Genomic DNA, 17380 nt, shown 5'->3' on the forward strand with positions numbered 1-17380 from the left:
CGACATGGCGCATCCGCCTGACAACCGGTTCATGTCCGTTGCGTTACAGTCCCTACCCCCTCGCTGACAGGGGCGTGACAAGAGGACGTTATGACTGTCAATTCAACGCGTTGGCGTGACATCGCCGGACGGGTCGCCTTGCCGCTCCTGCTCGCGGTCGCGTTCGTCCTCTATACCGGGTTCCTCGATGGGAATCCCGGCGTCGCCAGCAGCGCCTGGGCCGACCGCCCGTGGCACCTGTTCGCCAACGCCTTGCCGGGGCTCATGCTCGCCTTTCTGCTTCTGGTGCTGACCCGACGGGCGTGGCTGTCGTTCGGCGTCGCGTTCATGGTGCAGGGCGCCGTGCTCGCGGTGAGCGCCATCAAGATGAAGAATCTCGGCTCGCCATTGTTACCTGCGGATTTCCGCATGGTGGGTCAGCTGAAGAATGGTGGCCTGCACCTGCTCGGCGGTTACCTGCCCTCGAGCCCCCTGCCGTATTTCGCGATCCTCGGCACCATCGGCCTCATCGCGATCGTCGCCCGGTTCGAGCCGGCGCTGTTCGCGCGCCGCACGCACGGGCGTCGACTGATCACCGGGCTTACCCTTTTTGCATTGATCGGCACGCTACTCGCGGGCGTTCCCGCGTGGTCGAAGATGTACAACAAGGACCGGCTTGGCATGCAGCCGTGGTCGGCCGCGTCCAACGCGGGCTACAACGGCGTCGTGACCACGATCATGCAGTTCCGCCTGCAGAACGCGGGCAAGAAGGAGAAAGCGGATCCCGCCGAGGCCGAGCAATTCATCGCCGCGACCGGCGGCGACCTGCGCCAGCACATGGCGGAGGCCGCCACCAATGGCCGACAAACGCCTGATATCGTGATCGTGCAGAGCGAGTCCTTCTTTGATCCCAGCGTCATCAGGGGCATCGAGCAGGAGGACTTCGCGCCCAACCTGCATCGCCTGGCCGAGCATGCCAGCACGGGCCAGCTGCACGTACCGACCTTTGGCGGCGGCACCATCCGCACCGAATTCGAAGTCCTGACCGGCTTGTCGCTGCGCTACTTCCCGACCATGCAATTCCCGTATCTGCAGATGCAGGCCGGTGTCATGCCGGGCATGGTTCGCGTACTGCGCTCGCACGGCTACGAAACCATCGCCGTGCATGGCAACGACGCCGGCTTCTGGAACCGCACGGCCGCCTTCAGATCGCTGGGTTTCGATCGCTTCGTTTCGCAGCCCGATTTCCCGAAGGGCTTCCGCAAGGACGGCGAATACATGGCCGACAGCGCCATGACCGACGAAATCATGAGCCAGCTGAAGAACGACGGGCCGCCCCGGTTCGTCTTCGCCATCAGCATGGAGGCGCATGGGCCCTACGACAAGTCGGTGAACATCGACACGAAGGAGCGCGACGCCATTCCCGTGCCGGATGGCATCAGCGATGATGCCAAGCTGCAGCTGCGCAATTACATCTATCACATGCGTCACGCGGACGCCGAGCTCGGACGCCTCGCCGAGCTCCTGAAGCAGCGCGAGCGTCCGACGCTCCTGCTGTTTTACGGCGACCACCTGCCCGCATTGACCGAGACTTACGCCAAGGCCGGCTTCACGAACGGTCGCGACATGCTGACTCAGACCGTGCCGTACATTCTGATCGACGCACACGAGGACGGCCCCGCTCCGGTAAAGACCGATCTGGCATCGTGGATGCTGCCGGGGAAACTGCTGGAACAGGCTGGCGTGCATGACGATGCGTACTTTGCGCTGACGCAGGTCGTCGGTGGACAACTGGCGGCCCTGACACACGCACCCGATGCGAGGGAAGCGCCTGAAGACGCCGGCCTGAAATTCACCGACACCTCGATGCGCAACGTCGCGTTGCTGCGCATGAAGCGGAAACTCGACCCCCTGGTGGCGAAATACGCGCAGCCCGATCCGAACCTGGTCGCTCGTCAGGCCAGTGAAGCCGAAGAAGCCGCGGCGTCCGGCGCGGGACAATAGGCCGCCGCTGAAGGTTTCGTGCGCAAAAATGGCATACGTAGCTATTTGTCATTCAAATAGCGCCTGCGTCACAAAATACCTGTCACCGCACTGTTAGCGTGGCTCTGCACTCGTCGTAGTGCAAAGGAGCCTGGGGGACGCACGTCGATCATCCGGTCGGCGGCACATGGACGATATCCTTCCAACGCAGGAGTCGTACGCATGAAGAGGTTCGCTTCAATCGGCAGGGTTGTGGCGCGCGCGGGCATCATCGCGGCCATGTTCTCCGTAACGCTGAGCGCCAGCGCGGCGGATACGTCGCAGGCAGCGCCTACGCTTCAACTCACCCGCGTCGGCGCCATGCCGGCCACCGCGAAGCCCGCGGGCGTTCCGGACGATTACGTCGTCACACCCAATGGTTATTTCTCACCCGACTGCGTCGCCACCGTGCATGCAGGCGATCAGCTTCAGAAAAACGGTCTGATTAAACGTGCCTCGGGCATGACGGAGAAAGCCGCTACCTGCGGCAAGGCCAATTTCACGTTGCAGGGCGAACGCGTCGAAGCGGACGGCCGCCATACGCTACGGTCCGCGGCGACGCCGCCACCGGCGCAGAGCGGCTGGGTGCAGTCAGCAAACTACGCGAGCAGCACGCCCATCGGTCGCATCGTGGCCACGTGGACGGTGCCCAGTGCGCCGACGACGCAGAGCGACCAGGTGATCTATTTCTTCCCCGGCCTCGAACAGTTGCCCAACGTGCAGTCCATCCTTCAGCCCGTACTTGGCTGGAACGGTTACGGCGACAAGGCGTGGACGCTGGCGAGCTGGAACTGCTGTGTCGACGGCACGACGTTCCACAGCGATCCGATACCGGCAAGCGCAGGTGACAACGTCGTGGGCGATACGTACTCCACATGCGCGGCGGGCGAAGCCTGTTCGACGTGGAAGATCGACTCGCGCAACACGACCACGGGCCAGACCAGCTCGCTGACGACCAATCCGTATGCGGATCTGACCTGGGTCTTTGGTGGTGTGCTCGAGGTGTACAGCGTCGCGACGTGCGGGCAGTATCCCGGAGGACCGATCACCTTCCATGACATCGAGGTCTACGACCGCAACAACCAGCGCGTAGCGTCACCGCCGTGGCAGGGTAGCGATACGTCGGGCATCGATCCGCAGTGCAATTACGGACTGAGCACGACGCCGACATCGGCGACCATCGCGTACTGAACCGCCAACGGCGCTGACTCACATCGAAGCAAAAAAAAGAGGCCCCGCAAGCGGGGCCTCTTTCGTACAGCGAGCCGGAAGGCGGGGACTTAGAAGTCCATGCCACCCATGCCGCCCATGCCACCCGGGGCACCGTGGCCGGCGCCGTCGTCCTTCTTCGGCACTTCGGTCACGGCCGCTTCGGTCGTGATGATCGAGCCGGCGACCGAGGCCGCGAACTGCAGGGCCGAACGCGTGACCTTGGTCGGGTCCAGGATGCCGAAGGCGATCATGTCACCGAACTCACCGGTGGCGGCGTTGTAACCGAAGTTACCTTCACCGGCCTTGACCTGGTTGACGATGACCGACGCTTCTTCACCGGCGTTGGTGACGATGGCGCGCAGCGGAGCCTCGAGCGTGCGACGGGTGATCGCGATGCCGAGATCCTGGTCCGTGTTCTTGCCCTTGAGGCCTTCGAGCGCCTTGAGTGCACGGATCAGGGCGACGCCGCCGCCCGGGACCACGCCTTCTTCGACGGCTGCGCGCGTGGCGTGCAGGGCGTCTTCGACGCGGGCCTTCTTTTCCTTCATCTCGACTTCCGTCGCCGCGCCGACCTTGATGACGGCAACACCGCCGGCAAGCTTGGCAACGCGCTCCTGCAGCTTCTCACGGTCATAATCCGACGAGGTCTCTTCGATCTGCGCCTTGATCTGCTTGATGCGCGACTGGATGCCTTCGGCATCGCCGGCACCGTCGATGATCGTGGTGTTTTCCTTCGTGATCACGACGCGCTTGGCGCGACCCAGGTCGTTGATGGTGGCCTTGTCCAGAGCCAGACCCACTTCCTCGGAGATGACCGTGCCGCCCGTCAGCTGGGCGATGTCTTCCAGGATGGCCTTGCGACGATCGCCGAAACCCGGCGCCTTGACGGCGGCGACCTTGACGATGCCACGGATCGTGTTGACGACGAGCGTGGCCAGGGCTTCGCCCTCGACTTCCTCGGCGACGATCAGCAGCGGCTTGGCGGCCTTGGCGACAGCCTCGAGCACCGGGAGCAGCTCACGGACGTTCGAGATCTTCTTGTCGTGGATGAGGATGAACGGGTCGTCCAGCTCAACCTGCTGCGACTGCTGGTTGTTGATGAAGTACGGCGACAGGTAGCCGCGATCGAACTGCATGCCTTCGACGACGTCGAGTTCGTTCTCGAGGCCCGAACCTTCTTCGACCGTGATCACGCCTTCCTTGCCGACCTTGCCCATCGCCGTGGCGATGATGTCACCGATGTTGGCATCGGAGTTGGCCGAGATCGTACCGACCTGGGCGATCGCCTTGTCGTCGGCGGTCGGGTTGGACAGCTTCTTCAGCTCGCCGACGGCGGCCGAGACGGCCTGGTCGATACCGCGCTTGAGGTCCATCGGGTTGATGCCGGCGGCAACGGCCTTGAGGCCTTCCTGGATGAACGCCTGGGCGAGGACGGTCGCGGTCGTGGTGCCGTCACCGGCCACGTCGGAGGTCTTCGAGGCGGCTTCCTTCACGATCTGCGCGCCGATGTTCTCGTACTTGTCGGCGAGCTCGATTTCCTTCGCGACCGAGACGCCGTCCTTGGTGACGGTCGGGACGCCGAAGCTCTTCTCGAGCACGACGTTGCGGCCCTTCGGACCCAGGGTGACCTTCACCGCGTTGGCGAGGGTGTTGACACCCTTCAGCATGCGGGCGCGGACGTCTTCGCCGAAGCGGACTTCTTTAGATGCCATGATCGTTGAATCCTTGAATAGTTAGGTAGAGAAAGTCGGGAGAACGGGGCGAGCCGGGGCTCAGCCTTCCAGAACCGCCACGATGTCGTCTTCCTTCAGGAAGACCAGCTCTTCGCCGTCGACCTTGATTTCCTGACCGGCGTACTTGCCGAACAGGACCACGTCGCCTTCCTTCACGCCCATGGGGCGGAGCTGGCCGCTGGCGAGCAGCAGGCCGGTACCGGCGGCGATGACCTTGCCGCGGGTGGGCTTTTCGGTGGCGCTGTCGGGGATGACGATGCCACCGGCCGAGACGCGCTCTTCTTCGAGACGCTTGACGATGACGCGATCGTGCAGCGGGCGCAGTTTGCTCATGACTTCTCCAAACATGTGTTTGACGGGAAAGGAATTTAGGCCACCCTGTTAGCACTTGCCCAGGGTGAGTGCCAGAATTTTAGCCAGAACAGCCCCGGGATCGGAAGAACTATCTGGATGGTCGACAGATGGCGGCGGCGGCGAACCGTTCAAGGGCCGCGGTGCAAAAAAGCATCCCGCGCCGATGCAAGCCAGCTGGAGTTTGCCCGGTCATAATGACCAACGCCTTACTGGAGAGCCCCATGTCGCCGCTATCCCGCCTCGCGCGGAACCTCGTCGCCTCCCTCGGCCTGTTGCTCGCCGTTTCCCCGGCCTTCGCGCAGGATCCCGAAGACGACCTGCTGCCGGTCACCCAGGCCTTCCATCTCACCTCCGACGCGAGCCAGCCCGGTTCGGTCAGGCTGCACTGGACCATCGCGCCCGACTATTACCTCTACCGCGGCCGGATCAGGATCAAGGCGGCGGACGCCGGCGCCACGCTGGGCCAGCCGACCCTCCCGGACGGCCTCAAAAAGCACGACGAATACCTCGGCGACGTGGAGATCTACCACGGCGAGATCGAGGCGACCGTGCCCTATACGCTCGCCGACGCCGCGACGAAGACGCTCGCGCTCGACGTCCAGTACCAGGGCTGCCACGAGGTCGAGCCGAAGATCTGCTACCCGCCGAACACCGAGCACCTGAAGCTCACGATCGGTGGCCCGTCGACCATCCCGGCCGCGGCACCCGCCAGCGCGCCGCCAGCCGCTGCCGGCGGCGCTTCGCTGCTGGGGGCGCCGGCTTCGCTGCCGGGTACCGAAGCCCAGGCACTGCCCGCCGATCAGGCCTTCCGTTTCGAGGCGCTGGTCAAGGGCGGCGACAGCCTGCTGCTGCGCTGGACGATGCCGAAGGACTATTACCTCTACCGCGACAAGACCGAACTCAAGGTGGTCTCGCCGGCCGGCGTCAGCGCGGGCGAGCCCGACTGGCCTAGTGGCACCGCCCATCACGATGAGCACTTCGGCGACACCATCGTCTATTTCGACCAGGTCGAAGTGCCGGTGCCGCTTACCGGCGCGGGCAAGAGCGGCAAGGTCGATGTCGACGTGGCCTATCAGGGCTGCCTCGAGAACGGCATCTGCTACCCGGTAATGACCCGCCGGGTCAGCGTCGATCTCGCCACCCACGCGGCCACGATCGGCGGCGCCACCGAGGCGCCTCCGGCCAGCGCCCCGGCCGAGGTGGCGCCCACCCCGCGGCCAGCCGGCCTGACGCGCGCCGCCTCCGATGCGCCGGTCGGCTTCATCGCCGCGATCGGACTCGCCCTGCTGGGCGGCCTGGTGCTCAACCTCATGCCCTGCGTCCTGCCCGTACTGTCGCTGAAGGCGATCACGGTGCTGGAGAGTGGCGAAAGCCCCGCTGCCGCGCGCAAGCACGCGCTCTGGTACACCGCCGGCGTGCTCGTCGCCTTCGCCGCGCTCGGCGTGATCATCGTCGGCATCCGTGCCGCCGGCCACGGGATCCAGTGGGGCGCCCAGTTCCAGCAGCCGGTCGCCATCGGCCTGCTGGTCTACGTCATGCTCGCCGTGGGCCTGTCGATGTCGGGCGTGTTCGAGATCGGCGGTTCGCTGGGCAACATCGGCAGCGGCCTCGCCTCGCGCTCCGGCGCCTCGGGCGATTTCTTCACGGGCGTGCTGGCCGTGGTGGTCGCCAGCCCGTGCACCGCGCCGTTCATGGGTTCGGCTATCGCCTTCGCCTTCGCGGCACCGGTGGCGATCGCCTTCCTGATCTTCCTGGCACTCGGCCTGGGCCTTGCCCTGCCCTTCCTGCTCATCGGCTTCGTGCCGGCCGTCGCCCGCCTGTTGCCGCGCCCCGGCCGCTGGATGGAAACGCTGAAGCAGGCACTGGCCTTCCCGATGTACCTCACCGCGGTGTGGCTGTTGTGGGTACTGACCAAGCAGCGTGGCGCCGACGCGACGGCGCTGGTGCTGGCAGGCGGCGTGCTGCTGGCGATGGCGCTGTGGTGGTACGGCCGCAGCCGTCGTAGCGCGCTCTCATGGGTCTTCACCGCCGTGCTGGCTGTCGGCGCCATGGCCGCGCTGTGGACGGTGCATGGACTTCCCGCCGCAACGACCACCGCCACGGCCAGCGACGGCTCGGTGCCTTACTCGGCCGACAAGCTCGCGGAACTTCGTGCCGCGGGCACGCCGGTACTGGTCGACATGACCGCCGACTGGTGCATCACCTGCAAGGCCAACGAAAAGGCCGTGCTGGACACCGACGCGTTCAGAGACCTGCTCAAGCGCACGGGCACCGTCTACATGAAGGGTGACTGGACCGACGTCAATGCGCCCATCGCCGCGTATCTGGAGCAGTTCCACTCGGTAGGCGTGCCGTTGTACGTCGTCTATCCGAAGGGTGGCGGCGACGGCAGGAAGCTGTCCACCGTCCTGACCTACGACGGCGTGGCGAAGGCGCTCGATACCGCGCCCGGCTCGTGACACGCGGCCCGACCTTCTGGATCGTGGCCCTGGCGATCGCCGGGGCCACGGCCGGCCTGTATGTCGAGCACCGCCGCGCCAATCCGTCGCCCCCGGACGGGATGACGGTGGCCGAGGTGGGCGATGTGGCGCCCGACGTCACCTACGTCGCTATCGATGGCACGCCCCATCGCCTGTCCGAATGGCGAGGCAGGCGCGTGCTGATCAACTTCTGGGCTTCGTGGTGCGCCCCTTGCCGGCGTGAGATGCCACTCCTGAGCGCCGCCTCGGACCGCGACCACGGTCGCACGGTCGCCATTCTGGGCGTGGCCGAGGACACCGACGCCGACGCGGCACGCTATCTCGCCGGGCGCCCGGTGAACTACCCCGTGCTGCTGGTCGACAGCGACGCCCCCGGCAGCTCGCTCTCCTTCGGCAATACGCGGCGGGTTCTGCCCTACAGCATCCTCATCGGCGACGACGGGCGTATCCTGCGGCGCAAACTCGGCGGCTTCAGCGCGGCCGAGATCGACGAATGGCTCGCGCCTTAGATCTCCCGGAGAACTTCACCATGGATGCCCCGCTTTCAGACGACCAGGCGATCGATGCGACCCGTCGCTGGCTCGAACGTGCCGTCATCGGCCTCAATCTGTGCCCGTTCGCCAAGGCCGTGCACAGGAAGGGCCAGATCCGCTTCGTCGTCAGCGAGGCGGAGCAGCCCCTGCAACTGCATGACGATCTGGTGCGGGAACTCAAACGCCTGCGGGACAGCGATCCGGAGACGATCGACACCACGCTGTTGATTCACCCGCGCGTCCTCGGCGACTTCATGGACTTCAACGAATTCCTGGAGATCGCCGACGAAACGGTGGCCGAGCTCTCGCTGGACGGCGAGATCCAGGTAGCCAGCTTTCATCCGGACTTTCAGTTCGAAGGTACCGCACCGGACGACATCACCAATTACACCAACCGGTCGCCGTTCCCAACCCTGCACCTGCTGCGCGAAGCCAGCATCGACCGGGCGGTCGCCGCGTTTCCGGAGGCGGCCAGTATTTTCGAGGCCAACATGGCCACGCTGGACAAGCTCGGGCACGACGGATGGCGGGCATTGTTCCCCGAGCCCTAGCCAAGACCATACGGGAGCGTGTGGAAAGTCGCGATCTCCAGCGAACTGCGTCGATCTTCACCGAACTGGACAACTCCGGGGGACAGGCGCACACTGCGCGGCGTTCCGGATTTCCGGACCTACGGCACAGGTGAAGCGTGGCCAGGATCCTTGTCCTTCATGGACCCAACCTCAATCTCCTCGGCGTTCGCGAGCCGTCGGTCTACGGGCGCGAGACGCTCGCCGACATCAACAGCTCGTTGCAGGGCCGCGCACAGGCGGCCGGACACGACCTGAGCTGGTTCCAGTCCAATGCCGAGCATGAGCTGATCGCCCGGGTGCATCAGGCCCGCGACGAAGGCGTGGCCTGGATCCTGATCAACCCCGCCGCCTTCACGCATACCTCGATCGCCCTGCGCGACGCGCTGGCCGGCGTGGCGATCCCGTTCATCGAGATCCACCTGTCCAATCCGCACGCGCGTGAAGCGTTCCGGCACCACTCCTATGTGTCCGATATCGCCGCGGGCGTGATCTGCGGTTTCGGCGGCGACAGCTACCGCCTGGCGCTCGAAGCCGCACTTCTCCGGCTGGCCGTACCCGCCGCCTGAATTCCCCTTCGCGGCGCGCCATACGGCGCCCGCACCTCCACCACCGACTAAGGGTTGCCCCATGGACCTGCGCAAGATCAAGAAGCTCATCGACCTGCTCGAGGAATCCAACCTCGCCGAGCTGGAAATCAAGGAAGGCGAAGAAGTCGTCCGTCTGTCCCGCGTGCCGAAGGGCACCGCCGTCGCCCAGCCGATGTATGCGGCGCCGGCTCCGGCGGCCGCCGCTCCCGCGGCAGCGGCACCGGCCGCGGCGGCCTCGGCACCCGCGGCGGCACCCGCCGAGTCCGGCCTTCCGGCCGGTCACGTGGTGAAGGCGCCGATGGTCGGCACGTTCTACTCCGCTTCGACCCCGGGCGCACCGGCGTTCGCCGTCGTCGGCCAGCAGGTCAAGGCCGGTGAGACGCTCGGCATCATCGAAGCCATGAAGATGTTCAACCAGATCGAGGCCGATGTGGCCGGTACCGTCGTCGCCGTGCTGATCGAGAACGGTCAGCCGGTCGAATTCGACGAACCGATGTTCGTCATCGCCTGAGGCCAGACCCATGCTCGAGAAGGTCGTCATCGCTAACCGCGGCGAAATCGCGCTGCGCGTGCTGCGCGCATGCCACGCGCTCGGCATCAAGACGGTCGCGGTGCACTCCACCGTGGACCGCAATCTGAAGCACGTCGGCCTGGCCGACGAATCGGTGTGCATCGGCCCGGGTCCCTCGGTCGACAGCTACCTCAACATCCCGCGCATCATCGCCGCGGCCGAGATCACCGACGCCGCCGCGATCCACCCGGGTTACGGCTTTCTCTCGGAGAACGCGAATTTCGCCGAGCAGGTCGAGGAGTCCGGTTTCGTCTTCATCGGCCCCACGGCCGACGTCATCCGCCTGATGGGTGACAAGGTCGAGGCGATCCGTGCCATGAAGGCCGCCGGCGTGCCGTGCGTGCCCGGTTCGGGCGGCCCGCTGGGCGACGATGTCGAAGAAAACATCCGCATCGCCCGTGAGATCGGCTATCCCGTCATCATCAAGGCGGCCGGCGGCGGCGGCGGTCGCGGCATGCGCGTCGTGCGCACCGAACCGCACCTTGCCAGCTCCATCGTGATGACCAAGCAGGAAGCCAAGGCGGCTTTCAGCAACGATCAGGTCTACATGGAGAAGTTCCTGGAAAATCCGCGCCACGTGGAAATCCAGGTACTCGCCGATGGCCAGGGCAACGCCATCCACCTCGGCGAACGCGACTGCTCCATGCAGCGCCGTCACCAGAAGGTCGTGGAAGAGGCGCCGGCACCGGGCATCACGCCGGAGATGCGCGCCGAGATCGGCAAGGTCTGCGTCGACGCCTGCCTCCGCATCGGTTACCGCGGCGCGGGTACGTTCGAGTTCCTGTTCGAGAACGGCCGCTTCTACTTCATCGAGATGAACACCCGTATCCAGGTGGAGCATCCGGTGACGGAACTGGTGACCGGCATCGACCTGGTCCGCGAACAGCTGCTGATCGCCGGCGGTGAGAAGCTCTCGATCCGTCAGGAAGACATCGTGCTCACCGGCCACGCCATCGAGTGCCGTGTGAACGCGGAAGATCCCGACACCTTCATGCCGAGCCCCGGCACGGTGAAGCGTTTCGAGGCACCGGGTGGCCCCGGCGTGCGCGTGGACACTCACCTGTACGACGGCTACCGCATCCCGCCGAACTACGACTCGATGATCGGCAAGATCATCGTGCACGGTCCGGACCGTGCCACGGCCATCGCACGTATGCGCATGGCGCTGAACGAGACGGTGATCGAGGGCGTGAAGTGCAACATCCCGCTGCAGCAGCGGATCATGGCCGACATCGGCTTCCAGCAGGGCGGACAGAACATCCACTACCTGGAAAAACGTATGGCGGAACAGAAAGAAACGCCGCCAGCCGCGTAAAAAAAGAACCCCGCCTCGAGCGGGGTTTCTTTTTAATGGGGCATCGCGCCCCGCTCAGGCCAGTTGTCCGATCTCACGAAGCCACGTTCCGGCGCTTACGCCTTCCGTCGCCCACTGATCCGTACCCAGTCCTCCAGCGTGCGCACCTCGAGATCGTCGAACCACTCCGCGTAACGCGTGAGCAGTTCCTCGTGCTGCCCGATCAGGATGCCCGAGAGCGCGAACGGTGCACCAGGCTTCACGGCGGCGGCAAAGACCGGCGCCAGCTCGCCGAGCGGACCGGCGAGGATATTCGCCACCAGCACATCGGCGAGTTCGGCAGGCGCCTCACCCGGGAGATAGACGGCCAGATCGTCGCGCACCTCGTTGCGTTCCGCGTTGTCGTGCGACGACACGATCGCCTGCGGGTCGTTGTCGATACCGACCGCGCGCGCCGCGCCAAGCTTCAGCGCGGCAATGGCGAGAATCCCCGAGCCGCAGCCATAGTCGAGCACCAGCTTGCCGGCCATCTGCTGGCCGTCCAGCCACTCCAGACACATCGCCGTCGTCGGATGCGTACCGGTGCCGAAGGCGAGGCCGGGATCGAGGCGAACGACCACGATGTCGCCGTCGGCGGGCGGATCGATGTTCGACGGGTAGACCCAGAGGCGGCGGCCGAACGGCATCGGCTTGAAGTCATCCATCCAGACACGCGTCCAGTCCTGATCGCCCACGTCGCGCCACACGATCTGCGCGGGTTCGATGAAGGGGAGGTCGTCGGCAATGGCGGCGGTCAGACCGCGCCGATCGGCTTCCGCGTCGAACAGCGCGTTGAGCACGATCTGGTTCCACAGCGGAAGCTCACCGACGCCCGGCTCGAAGATCGCTTCTTCGTCGGGGGTTTCGGCATCGGCGTCCTGCAGAGTGATCGACAGCGCGCCGAGGTCTTCGAGCGCGGCTTCGACACGCGGCTGTTCGGCGGCGCGGATCGTCAGGGAGAGTTCGAGCCAGGGCATCGGAGGGCCAGATCGTTGGTCGGGAGGACGATTCTACCGGGCGCGCACGTTATGATCGAACGATGTATACGCAGTGTCCCGAGTGCCTGACTGTCTACAAGCTGGAAGCCGAGACGCTCGTCCCGGCGTGCGGCTGCGTGCGTTGCAGCCACTGCGACACGGTTTTCAACGCGCTGGGCACCCTCGCCGCGCAGCTCCCGCCCGAGCCGTTCACCCGCCTTGCGGAGCACGCGCTCGACCAGACGCCGCCGCTGGCCGAGGTGGCGGTCTTCCGTCCGCGTCCGGTTATCGACGAACCGCCCGCGGAAGACGATGCGCTCGCCAGCGATGACTCCGGGGCCGCCGAAGATTTTTCGAAGCTCACCTTCACCCCCGGGTTCGCTAGGAAGCGCCGGCGGTCCTGGCACACGGCGGCGTGGACCGTGGTGTGCGTAGCCTTGCTGCTCGGCCTGGGCGCGCAGCTGGCCTGGGCGAAGCGCGACTCCCTGATCGCCGATCCCACCGTAGGCCCGGTGCTTGCCGCCGGCTGCGCCATGGTCGGCTGTCACCTGCCGCTGGTCCCGGCGCCGTCACAGCTGCGCCTGATGGCGCGCGATGTGGAGCAGCATCCCTCCGTACGCGACGGCCTCCTGATCACCGCCAGCGTGCGCAACGATGCGTCGTTCGCGCAGCCCTACCCCGTGGTCACCATCGTACTGTCCGACGCTGACGGGCAGCGTCTGGCGATGCGGCGTTTCCAGCCCGAGGACTATGTCGGCGACACGGGCGTGCGCGAGCGGGGCCTGCCGGGCGGCGCGACCACCGCCATGGTCTTCGAGGTGCAAGACCCGGGCCAGCGGGCGGTCGCTTTCGCCTTCTCGTTCGAATGAGCGTGCGAAAAAATTTCTTTTTGCAAGCCTGCACTTCCCGGTCCGGGACGAGTACACTCGGTTCCCTTCGCGACTCCAGACCCCGTTCACGGCGTGTCCAAGTCGCATTCCAAGCGACCATACCGAATAAGAACCGACCGGGGCCCTGCGCCCCGGCCTGTGAGAGGGGAATGCCTTGAACGCTGTGAGACTTGCTGCTGGTGAGGCCGCCAACGAGACCTCCATGCAGAGTGCCCTCAGCGAATGTGTCAGCCGTACGGTTCGTCGCTATCTCGCCGACATCGGTGACACCGAAGGCGGCGAAGGCCTCCACGCCCTGGTCATCCGCGAAGTCGAAGGCCCCCTCCTGCGCGAAGTGCTCGCCTTCCACGATGGCAACCAGAGCCGTGCCGCGGTCGCTCTTGGCATCAACCGTGCCACCCTGCGCAAGAAGCTGGCCGCCCACGGCATTTCCTGAGGCAATCCGTCCCGGGGCCGCACGGACGTCCGGGCGGCTATAATGGAGCGCTTTCCGCCCCGGAAGTGCCCATGTCCACGCCCGACCTCGTTCCCGTCCGCCGCGCGCTCGTCAGCGTTTCCGACAAGCAGGGCCTGACGGAACTCGCCCGCCGCCTCGCGGCCGCGAACATCGAAATCCTTTCCACCGGCGGCTCGGCGAAGGCGCTGCGCGACGCGGGCATCCCCGTGCGGGACGTCGGCGACCTCACCGGCTTCCCCGAAATCATGGCCGGCCGCGTGAAGACGCTGCACCCGCGTGTGCATGGCGGCCTGCTGGGACGTCGCGGTACCGACGACGCCGTCATGGCCGAGCATGGCATCCTGCCGATCGATCTTCTCGTGCTCAACCTGTACCCGTTCGAGCGCACCGTGGCCGATCCCGCGTGCTCGCTGGACGATGCGATCGAAAATATCGATATCGGCGGACCGGCCATGCTTCGCGCCGCCGCGAAGAACTGGAACGACGTCGGCGTACTGACCGATCCGGCGCAGTACGACGACGCGCTCGCGGAAATCGAAGGCAAGGGTGGCCTGTCGCGCGCCACACGATTCAAGCTGTCCGTCACCGCGTTCAATCGCGTATCGAACTACGACGCGGCGATCAGCGACTACCTTTCCGGCGTTTCACTGGACGACACGCACACCGCGGTCTCGTCGCGCGCGGAATTTCCGGAGCAGTCCAACGGACGCTTCGTGAAGGTGATGGATCTTCGCTACGGCGAAAATCCCCATCAGGCCGGCGCGTTCTATCGCGACCTGTATCCGGCAGCGGGCACGCTCGCGACGTTCCGCCAGTTGCAGGGCAAGGAACTCTCGTTCAACAACATCGCCGACGCCGATGCGGCGTGGGAATGCGTGCGCCAGTTCGACGCTCCCGCCTGCGTCATCGTCAAGCATGCCAATCCCTGCGGCGTCGCCGTCGCGGCGGATCCGCTCGCCGCCTACGAACTCGCCTACGCGACCGACCCGACCTCGGCGTTCGGCGGCATCATCGCCTTCAACCGCCCGCTCGACGCGGAGACCGCGAAGGTCATCCTCAAGCGCCAGTTCGTCGAAGTGCTGATCGCACCGTCCGTGGATGCGGGCGCGGTGGAAGAAGCCACGAAGAAAGCCAACGTGCGCGTGCTGGAAATTCCGCCCGGTGACGGTCGCAATACGCACGACATCAAGCGCGTGGGCTCCGGCCTGCTGGTGCAGACGGCCGATCATCGGCAGGTGCAGCGCAACGAACTCAAGGTCGTCAGCAAACGCCAGCCCAGCGCCGCCGAACTCGACGATCTCCTGTTCGCCTGGCGCGTCGCCAAGATGGTCAAGTCGAACGCGATCGTCTACGCGAAGGACAACCGCACGGTCGGCATCGGCGCGGGCCAGATGAGCCGCGTGGTGAGCGCGAAGATCGCAGGCCTTAAGGCCGAAGAAGCAGGCCTCGTCGTGCCGGGCAGCGCCATGGCGTCGGATGCGTTCTTCCCGTTCCGCGACGGCATCGACGCGGCGGCCGCCGCCGGTATTCGTGCGGTGATCCAGCCGGGCGGATCGATGCGCGATAACGAAGTGATCGCCGCGGCGGATGAGCACGATATGGCGATGGTGTTTACCGGCGTTCGCCACTTCAGGCACTGAGGTCGCGTGCTTTCGCCAGCAGCGCTGGCTCCTGCAGGGAATCCGTTACCTTGTAGAAGCCAGCCCTGCCGGCGATTCAACCCGCCGCATCGCATAACGCCGCGCCAGTACCGCACACGTCATCAGCTGGATCTGATGAAACAGCATGATCGGCAATACGATCAGTCCCAGCGGATGCCCGGCGAACAACACCTTCGCCATCGGCACGCCCGAGGCCAGGCTCTTCTTTGAGCCGCAGAACACGATCGTGATCTCATCCTCCGTCGCAAAGCCCAATGCTCGCGCACCGTAACGCGTGACCAGCAGCGCGCAGGCCAGCAGCACGATGTTCACCACGATCAGGCCGGCGAGCACCGGCACCGGCAACTGATGCCAGAGCCCCTGCAACACGGCGGCACTGAAAGCCGTATACACCACGAGCAGGATCGATCCGCGGTCGACGTAGGTCAGCAGCTTCGCGTGTTTGCGTACCCAGCCGCCGATCCAGCGCTGCGCGATCTGGCCGGCGACGAAGGGCACAAACAGTTGCATGACGATGGCGCCCACCGAGTGCCACGACAGGCCGCCCTGCCCGGTGCCCGCGATCATCAGGCCGACCAGCAACGGCGTGATGAAGATACCCAGCAGGCTCGATGCCGACGCCGATACGATCGCGGCCGGCACATTGCCGCGCGCGATCGACGTGAACGCAATGGACGACTGCACCGTCGAGGGAAGCGTGCACAGAAACAGGATGCCCAGGTACAGATCGGGTGAGACCAGCGGCGACAGTACCGGCTTCAATACCAGGCCGAGCAGCGGGAACAGCAGGAAGGTGCTGGCCAGCACCGTGAGGTGCAGCCGCCAGTTGGTCATCCCGGCGACCACGGCCTCACGCGACAGCTTCGCGCCGTGCAGGAAGAACAACAGGGCGATGGCGAGGTCGGTGACCACCTCGAAGACGGCGGCGGCCTCGCCCCTGCAAGGCAGCAGGCTGGCCAGCAGGACGGTGGCGATCAGCGAAAGGGTGAAACCATCGGGGAGAAAGCGGCGCATGGGGGCGACACAGGGGCAGCGGGAATGGCACCTATTGCAGCTTCAACCGGTTGATAAGGCAATTCGTTTTATCTGATTCAGTGATACATTAATCGCATGAATGTCTCCCTGCGACAGCTCCGGGCGTTCCTGGCCGTCGCCAGCCACCGGCATTTCCGACGCGCAGCGGAGACCCTGCATCTCACGCAGCCGGCCGTCAGCCGCCTCGTGGCCGACCTCGAGGGCGAGCTCGACGTCCGCCTCTTCGACCGGAGCACGCGCGAGGTCGTGCCGACCGAAGCCGGCCGCTATCTCGAGCAGGCCCTGGCGCGCGTCCTCGATGAGCTCGACGGGGTCCTCGCCCATGCCCGCACCCAGGCGGATCCTCTGCGCGGGCGCGTACGAATCGCGGCGGTACCGACGCTGTCGGCCGGCCTGGTGCCCTTATGCATCGCCCGCTGCGCGATCGGGCACCCGTCGCTGGAAATCGTTCTGCGCGACCAGAACCAGACCCAGGTACTGGACGCGGTGCGGGGCGGCGAGATCGACTTCGGCCTGACGGTGGAACCGGCGACCGTGGAAGAGTTCGACGCGGAGACGATTCTTCGCGATCCTTTCGACGTCGTGTGCCGCAGCGATCATCCGATGGCCTCGATGCCGATCGTGCCGTGGGAGGCCCTCGAAGATCAGCCGCTGATCCTGCTCGACCATGCCTCCGGCAGCCGGCGGATCATCGATGCCGCGTTCACCTCACACGACATCCCGATGCACGTGACACTCGAAGTGGGGCACCCGCATACCGCGTTCCGTATGGTCGAAGCGGGTCTCGGTGTGACGGTCACACCACGGCTGTCGCTGGATGCGTTGCGGCCGGGCCTGGTGGCGATACGCCTGACGCCGGAGCTGAGCCGTGAAGTCACGCTGGTTCGTCGCCGGGCGCGATCGTTGTCGCCGCCTGCGCAAACGGTCTGGGAAACGTTCCGCGACATCGCGCTCACGCTGGCTTGAACGCGGCGGGCGCACCCT

General features: G+C 65.8%; 16 protein-coding genes. 12 read left to right on the forward strand and 4 right to left on the reverse strand.

Going from position 1 to position 17380, the window contains the following annotated elements; all coding sequences use genetic code 11:
* The first annotated feature begins 90 nt into the window (after positions 1–90).
* Positions 91–1983: an LTA synthase family protein gene (locus BLT40_RS09505; protein WP_090352763.1), complete on the forward strand. Its 1893-nt coding sequence runs from the start codon at positions 91–93 to the stop codon at positions 1981–1983.
* A gap of 201 nt (positions 1984–2184) precedes the next feature.
* Complete coding sequence (locus tag BLT40_RS20605) at positions 2185–3192, forward strand: hypothetical protein (RefSeq protein ID WP_090352764.1); 1008 nt, start codon at positions 2185–2187, stop codon at positions 3190–3192.
* An 89-nt stretch (positions 3193–3281) separates the two neighbouring features.
* Here the strand turns inward: BLT40_RS20605 and groL are convergent, their stop codons facing one another.
* Both groL and BLT40_RS09520 read right to left on the reverse strand, forming a co-directional pair.
* Positions 3282–4925, reverse strand: a complete 1644-nt coding sequence (gene groL, locus BLT40_RS09515; protein WP_036110129.1) for a chaperonin GroEL — start codon at positions 4923–4925, stop codon at positions 3282–3284.
* A gap of 60 nt (positions 4926–4985) precedes the next feature.
* Positions 4986–5279 (reverse strand): co-chaperone GroES, encoded by a 294-nt coding sequence (locus tag BLT40_RS09520; RefSeq protein WP_036110126.1) that lies wholly within the window; start codon positions 5277–5279, stop codon positions 4986–4988.
* Between the two features lie 242 nt (positions 5280–5521).
* Here BLT40_RS09520 and BLT40_RS09525 point away from each other — a divergent pair, with 242 nt between their 5' ends.
* The 6 genes from BLT40_RS09525 to accC all read left to right on the forward strand — a co-directional run bounded on the left by BLT40_RS09525 (position 5522) and on the right by accC (position 11358).
* Positions 5522–7759 (forward strand): protein-disulfide reductase DsbD family protein, encoded by a 2238-nt coding sequence (locus BLT40_RS09525; protein ID WP_090352765.1) that lies wholly within the window; start codon positions 5522–5524, stop codon positions 7757–7759.
* Positions 7756–8289 (forward strand): TlpA family protein disulfide reductase, encoded by a 534-nt coding sequence (locus BLT40_RS09530; RefSeq protein WP_079520376.1) that lies wholly within the window; start codon positions 7756–7758, stop codon positions 8287–8289. The genes BLT40_RS09525 and BLT40_RS09530 overlap by 4 nt, the downstream gene beginning before the upstream one ends.
* Positions 8290–8309: 20 nt before the next feature.
* Complete coding sequence (locus tag BLT40_RS09535) at positions 8310–8864, forward strand: DUF1415 domain-containing protein (protein ID WP_079520375.1); 555 nt, start codon at positions 8310–8312, stop codon at positions 8862–8864.
* 137 nt (positions 8865–9001) lie between these two features.
* A complete protein-coding gene (gene aroQ, locus BLT40_RS09540; protein ID WP_036110114.1) occupies positions 9002–9451 on the forward strand; it encodes a type II 3-dehydroquinate dehydratase in 450 nt (149 codons plus the stop codon).
* 61 nt (positions 9452–9512) lie between these two features.
* Positions 9513–9983 (forward strand): acetyl-CoA carboxylase biotin carboxyl carrier protein, encoded by a 471-nt coding sequence (gene accB / locus BLT40_RS09545; protein WP_036110111.1) that lies wholly within the window; start codon positions 9513–9515, stop codon positions 9981–9983.
* Between the two features lie 10 nt (positions 9984–9993).
* Positions 9994–11358: an acetyl-CoA carboxylase biotin carboxylase subunit gene (accC, locus tag BLT40_RS09550; protein WP_036110106.1), complete on the forward strand. Its 1365-nt coding sequence runs from the start codon at positions 9994–9996 to the stop codon at positions 11356–11358.
* 95 nt (positions 11359–11453) lie between these two features.
* Here accC and prmA read toward each other — a convergent pair whose 3' ends face one another.
* Positions 11454–12353 carry a 50S ribosomal protein L11 methyltransferase gene (gene prmA, locus BLT40_RS09555; RefSeq protein ID WP_090352766.1) on the reverse strand — a complete coding sequence of 300 codons (900 nt, stop codon included), beginning with the start codon at positions 12351–12353 and terminating at the stop codon, positions 11454–11456.
* Between the two features lie 62 nt (positions 12354–12415).
* Here prmA and BLT40_RS09560 point away from each other — a divergent pair, with 62 nt between their 5' ends.
* From BLT40_RS09560 to purH, 3 genes are all read left to right on the forward strand, one after another.
* Positions 12416–13222, forward strand: coding sequence for a zinc-ribbon and DUF3426 domain-containing protein (locus BLT40_RS09560; protein WP_090352767.1), 807 nt, complete (start codon positions 12416–12418; stop codon positions 13220–13222).
* 223 nt (positions 13223–13445) lie between these two features.
* Positions 13446–13679 carry a helix-turn-helix domain-containing protein gene (locus BLT40_RS09565; RefSeq protein ID WP_051943271.1) on the forward strand — a complete coding sequence of 78 codons (234 nt, stop codon included), beginning with the start codon at positions 13446–13448 and terminating at the stop codon, positions 13677–13679.
* 71 nt (positions 13680–13750) lie between these two features.
* Positions 13751–15340 (forward strand): bifunctional phosphoribosylaminoimidazolecarboxamide formyltransferase/IMP cyclohydrolase, encoded by a 1590-nt coding sequence (purH, locus tag BLT40_RS09570; protein WP_090352768.1) that lies wholly within the window; start codon positions 13751–13753, stop codon positions 15338–15340.
* A gap of 45 nt (positions 15341–15385) precedes the next feature.
* Here the strand turns inward: purH and BLT40_RS09575 are convergent, their stop codons facing one another.
* Positions 15386–16375, reverse strand: a complete 990-nt coding sequence (locus BLT40_RS09575) for a bile acid:sodium symporter family protein (protein WP_079520372.1) — start codon at positions 16373–16375, stop codon at positions 15386–15388.
* A gap of 96 nt (positions 16376–16471) precedes the next feature.
* On the opposite strand from BLT40_RS09575, the gene BLT40_RS09580 reads away from it, so the two are divergent.
* On the forward strand, positions 16472–17362 hold the full coding sequence (locus BLT40_RS09580) for a LysR family transcriptional regulator (RefSeq protein WP_079520371.1): 891 nt from the start codon (positions 16472–16474) through the stop codon (positions 17360–17362).
* Positions 17363–17380: the final 18 nt, after the last annotated feature.

It is taken from the genome of Dyella sp. 333MFSha, from assembly GCF_900102405.1.
In the GTDB taxonomy this organism is placed as follows: domain Bacteria; phylum Pseudomonadota; class Gammaproteobacteria; order Xanthomonadales; family Rhodanobacteraceae; genus Luteibacter; species Luteibacter mycovicinus.

Excerpts from the sequence above, each read along its gene's own strand:
- groL (WP_036110129.1), bottom strand. The coding sequence starts at position 4,925 with ATGGCATCTAAAGAAGTCCGCTTCGGCGAAGACGTCCGCGCCCGCATG.
- BLT40_RS20605 (WP_090352764.1), top strand. The coding sequence starts at position 2,185 with ATGAAGAGGTTCGCTTCAATCGGCAGGGTTGTGGCGCGCGCGGGCATC.
- BLT40_RS09560 (WP_090352767.1), top strand. The coding sequence starts at position 12,416 with ATGTATACGCAGTGTCCCGAGTGCCTGACTGTCTACAAGCTGGAAGCC.
- BLT40_RS09525 (WP_090352765.1), top strand. The coding sequence starts at position 5,522 with ATGTCGCCGCTATCCCGCCTCGCGCGGAACCTCGTCGCCTCCCTCGGC.
- BLT40_RS09580 (WP_079520371.1), top strand. The coding sequence starts at position 16,472 with ATGAATGTCTCCCTGCGACAGCTCCGGGCGTTCCTGGCCGTCGCCAGC.
- BLT40_RS09535 (WP_079520375.1), top strand. The coding sequence starts at position 8,310 with ATGGATGCCCCGCTTTCAGACGACCAGGCGATCGATGCGACCCGTCGC.
- BLT40_RS09520 (WP_036110126.1), bottom strand. The coding sequence starts at position 5,279 with ATGAGCAAACTGCGCCCGCTGCACGATCGCGTCATCGTCAAGCGTCTC.
- prmA (WP_090352766.1), bottom strand. The coding sequence starts at position 12,353 with ATGCCCTGGCTCGAACTCTCCCTGACGATCCGCGCCGCCGAACAGCCG.
- BLT40_RS09575 (WP_079520372.1), bottom strand. The coding sequence starts at position 16,375 with ATGCGCCGCTTTCTCCCCGATGGTTTCACCCTTTCGCTGATCGCCACC.
- purH (WP_090352768.1), top strand. The coding sequence starts at position 13,751 with ATGTCCACGCCCGACCTCGTTCCCGTCCGCCGCGCGCTCGTCAGCGTT.
- BLT40_RS09565 (WP_051943271.1), top strand. The coding sequence starts at position 13,446 with ATGCAGAGTGCCCTCAGCGAATGTGTCAGCCGTACGGTTCGTCGCTAT.
- accC (WP_036110106.1), top strand. The coding sequence starts at position 9,994 with ATGCTCGAGAAGGTCGTCATCGCTAACCGCGGCGAAATCGCGCTGCGC.
- BLT40_RS09505 (WP_090352763.1), top strand. The coding sequence starts at position 91 with ATGACTGTCAATTCAACGCGTTGGCGTGACATCGCCGGACGGGTCGCC.
- accB (WP_036110111.1), top strand. The coding sequence starts at position 9,513 with ATGGACCTGCGCAAGATCAAGAAGCTCATCGACCTGCTCGAGGAATCC.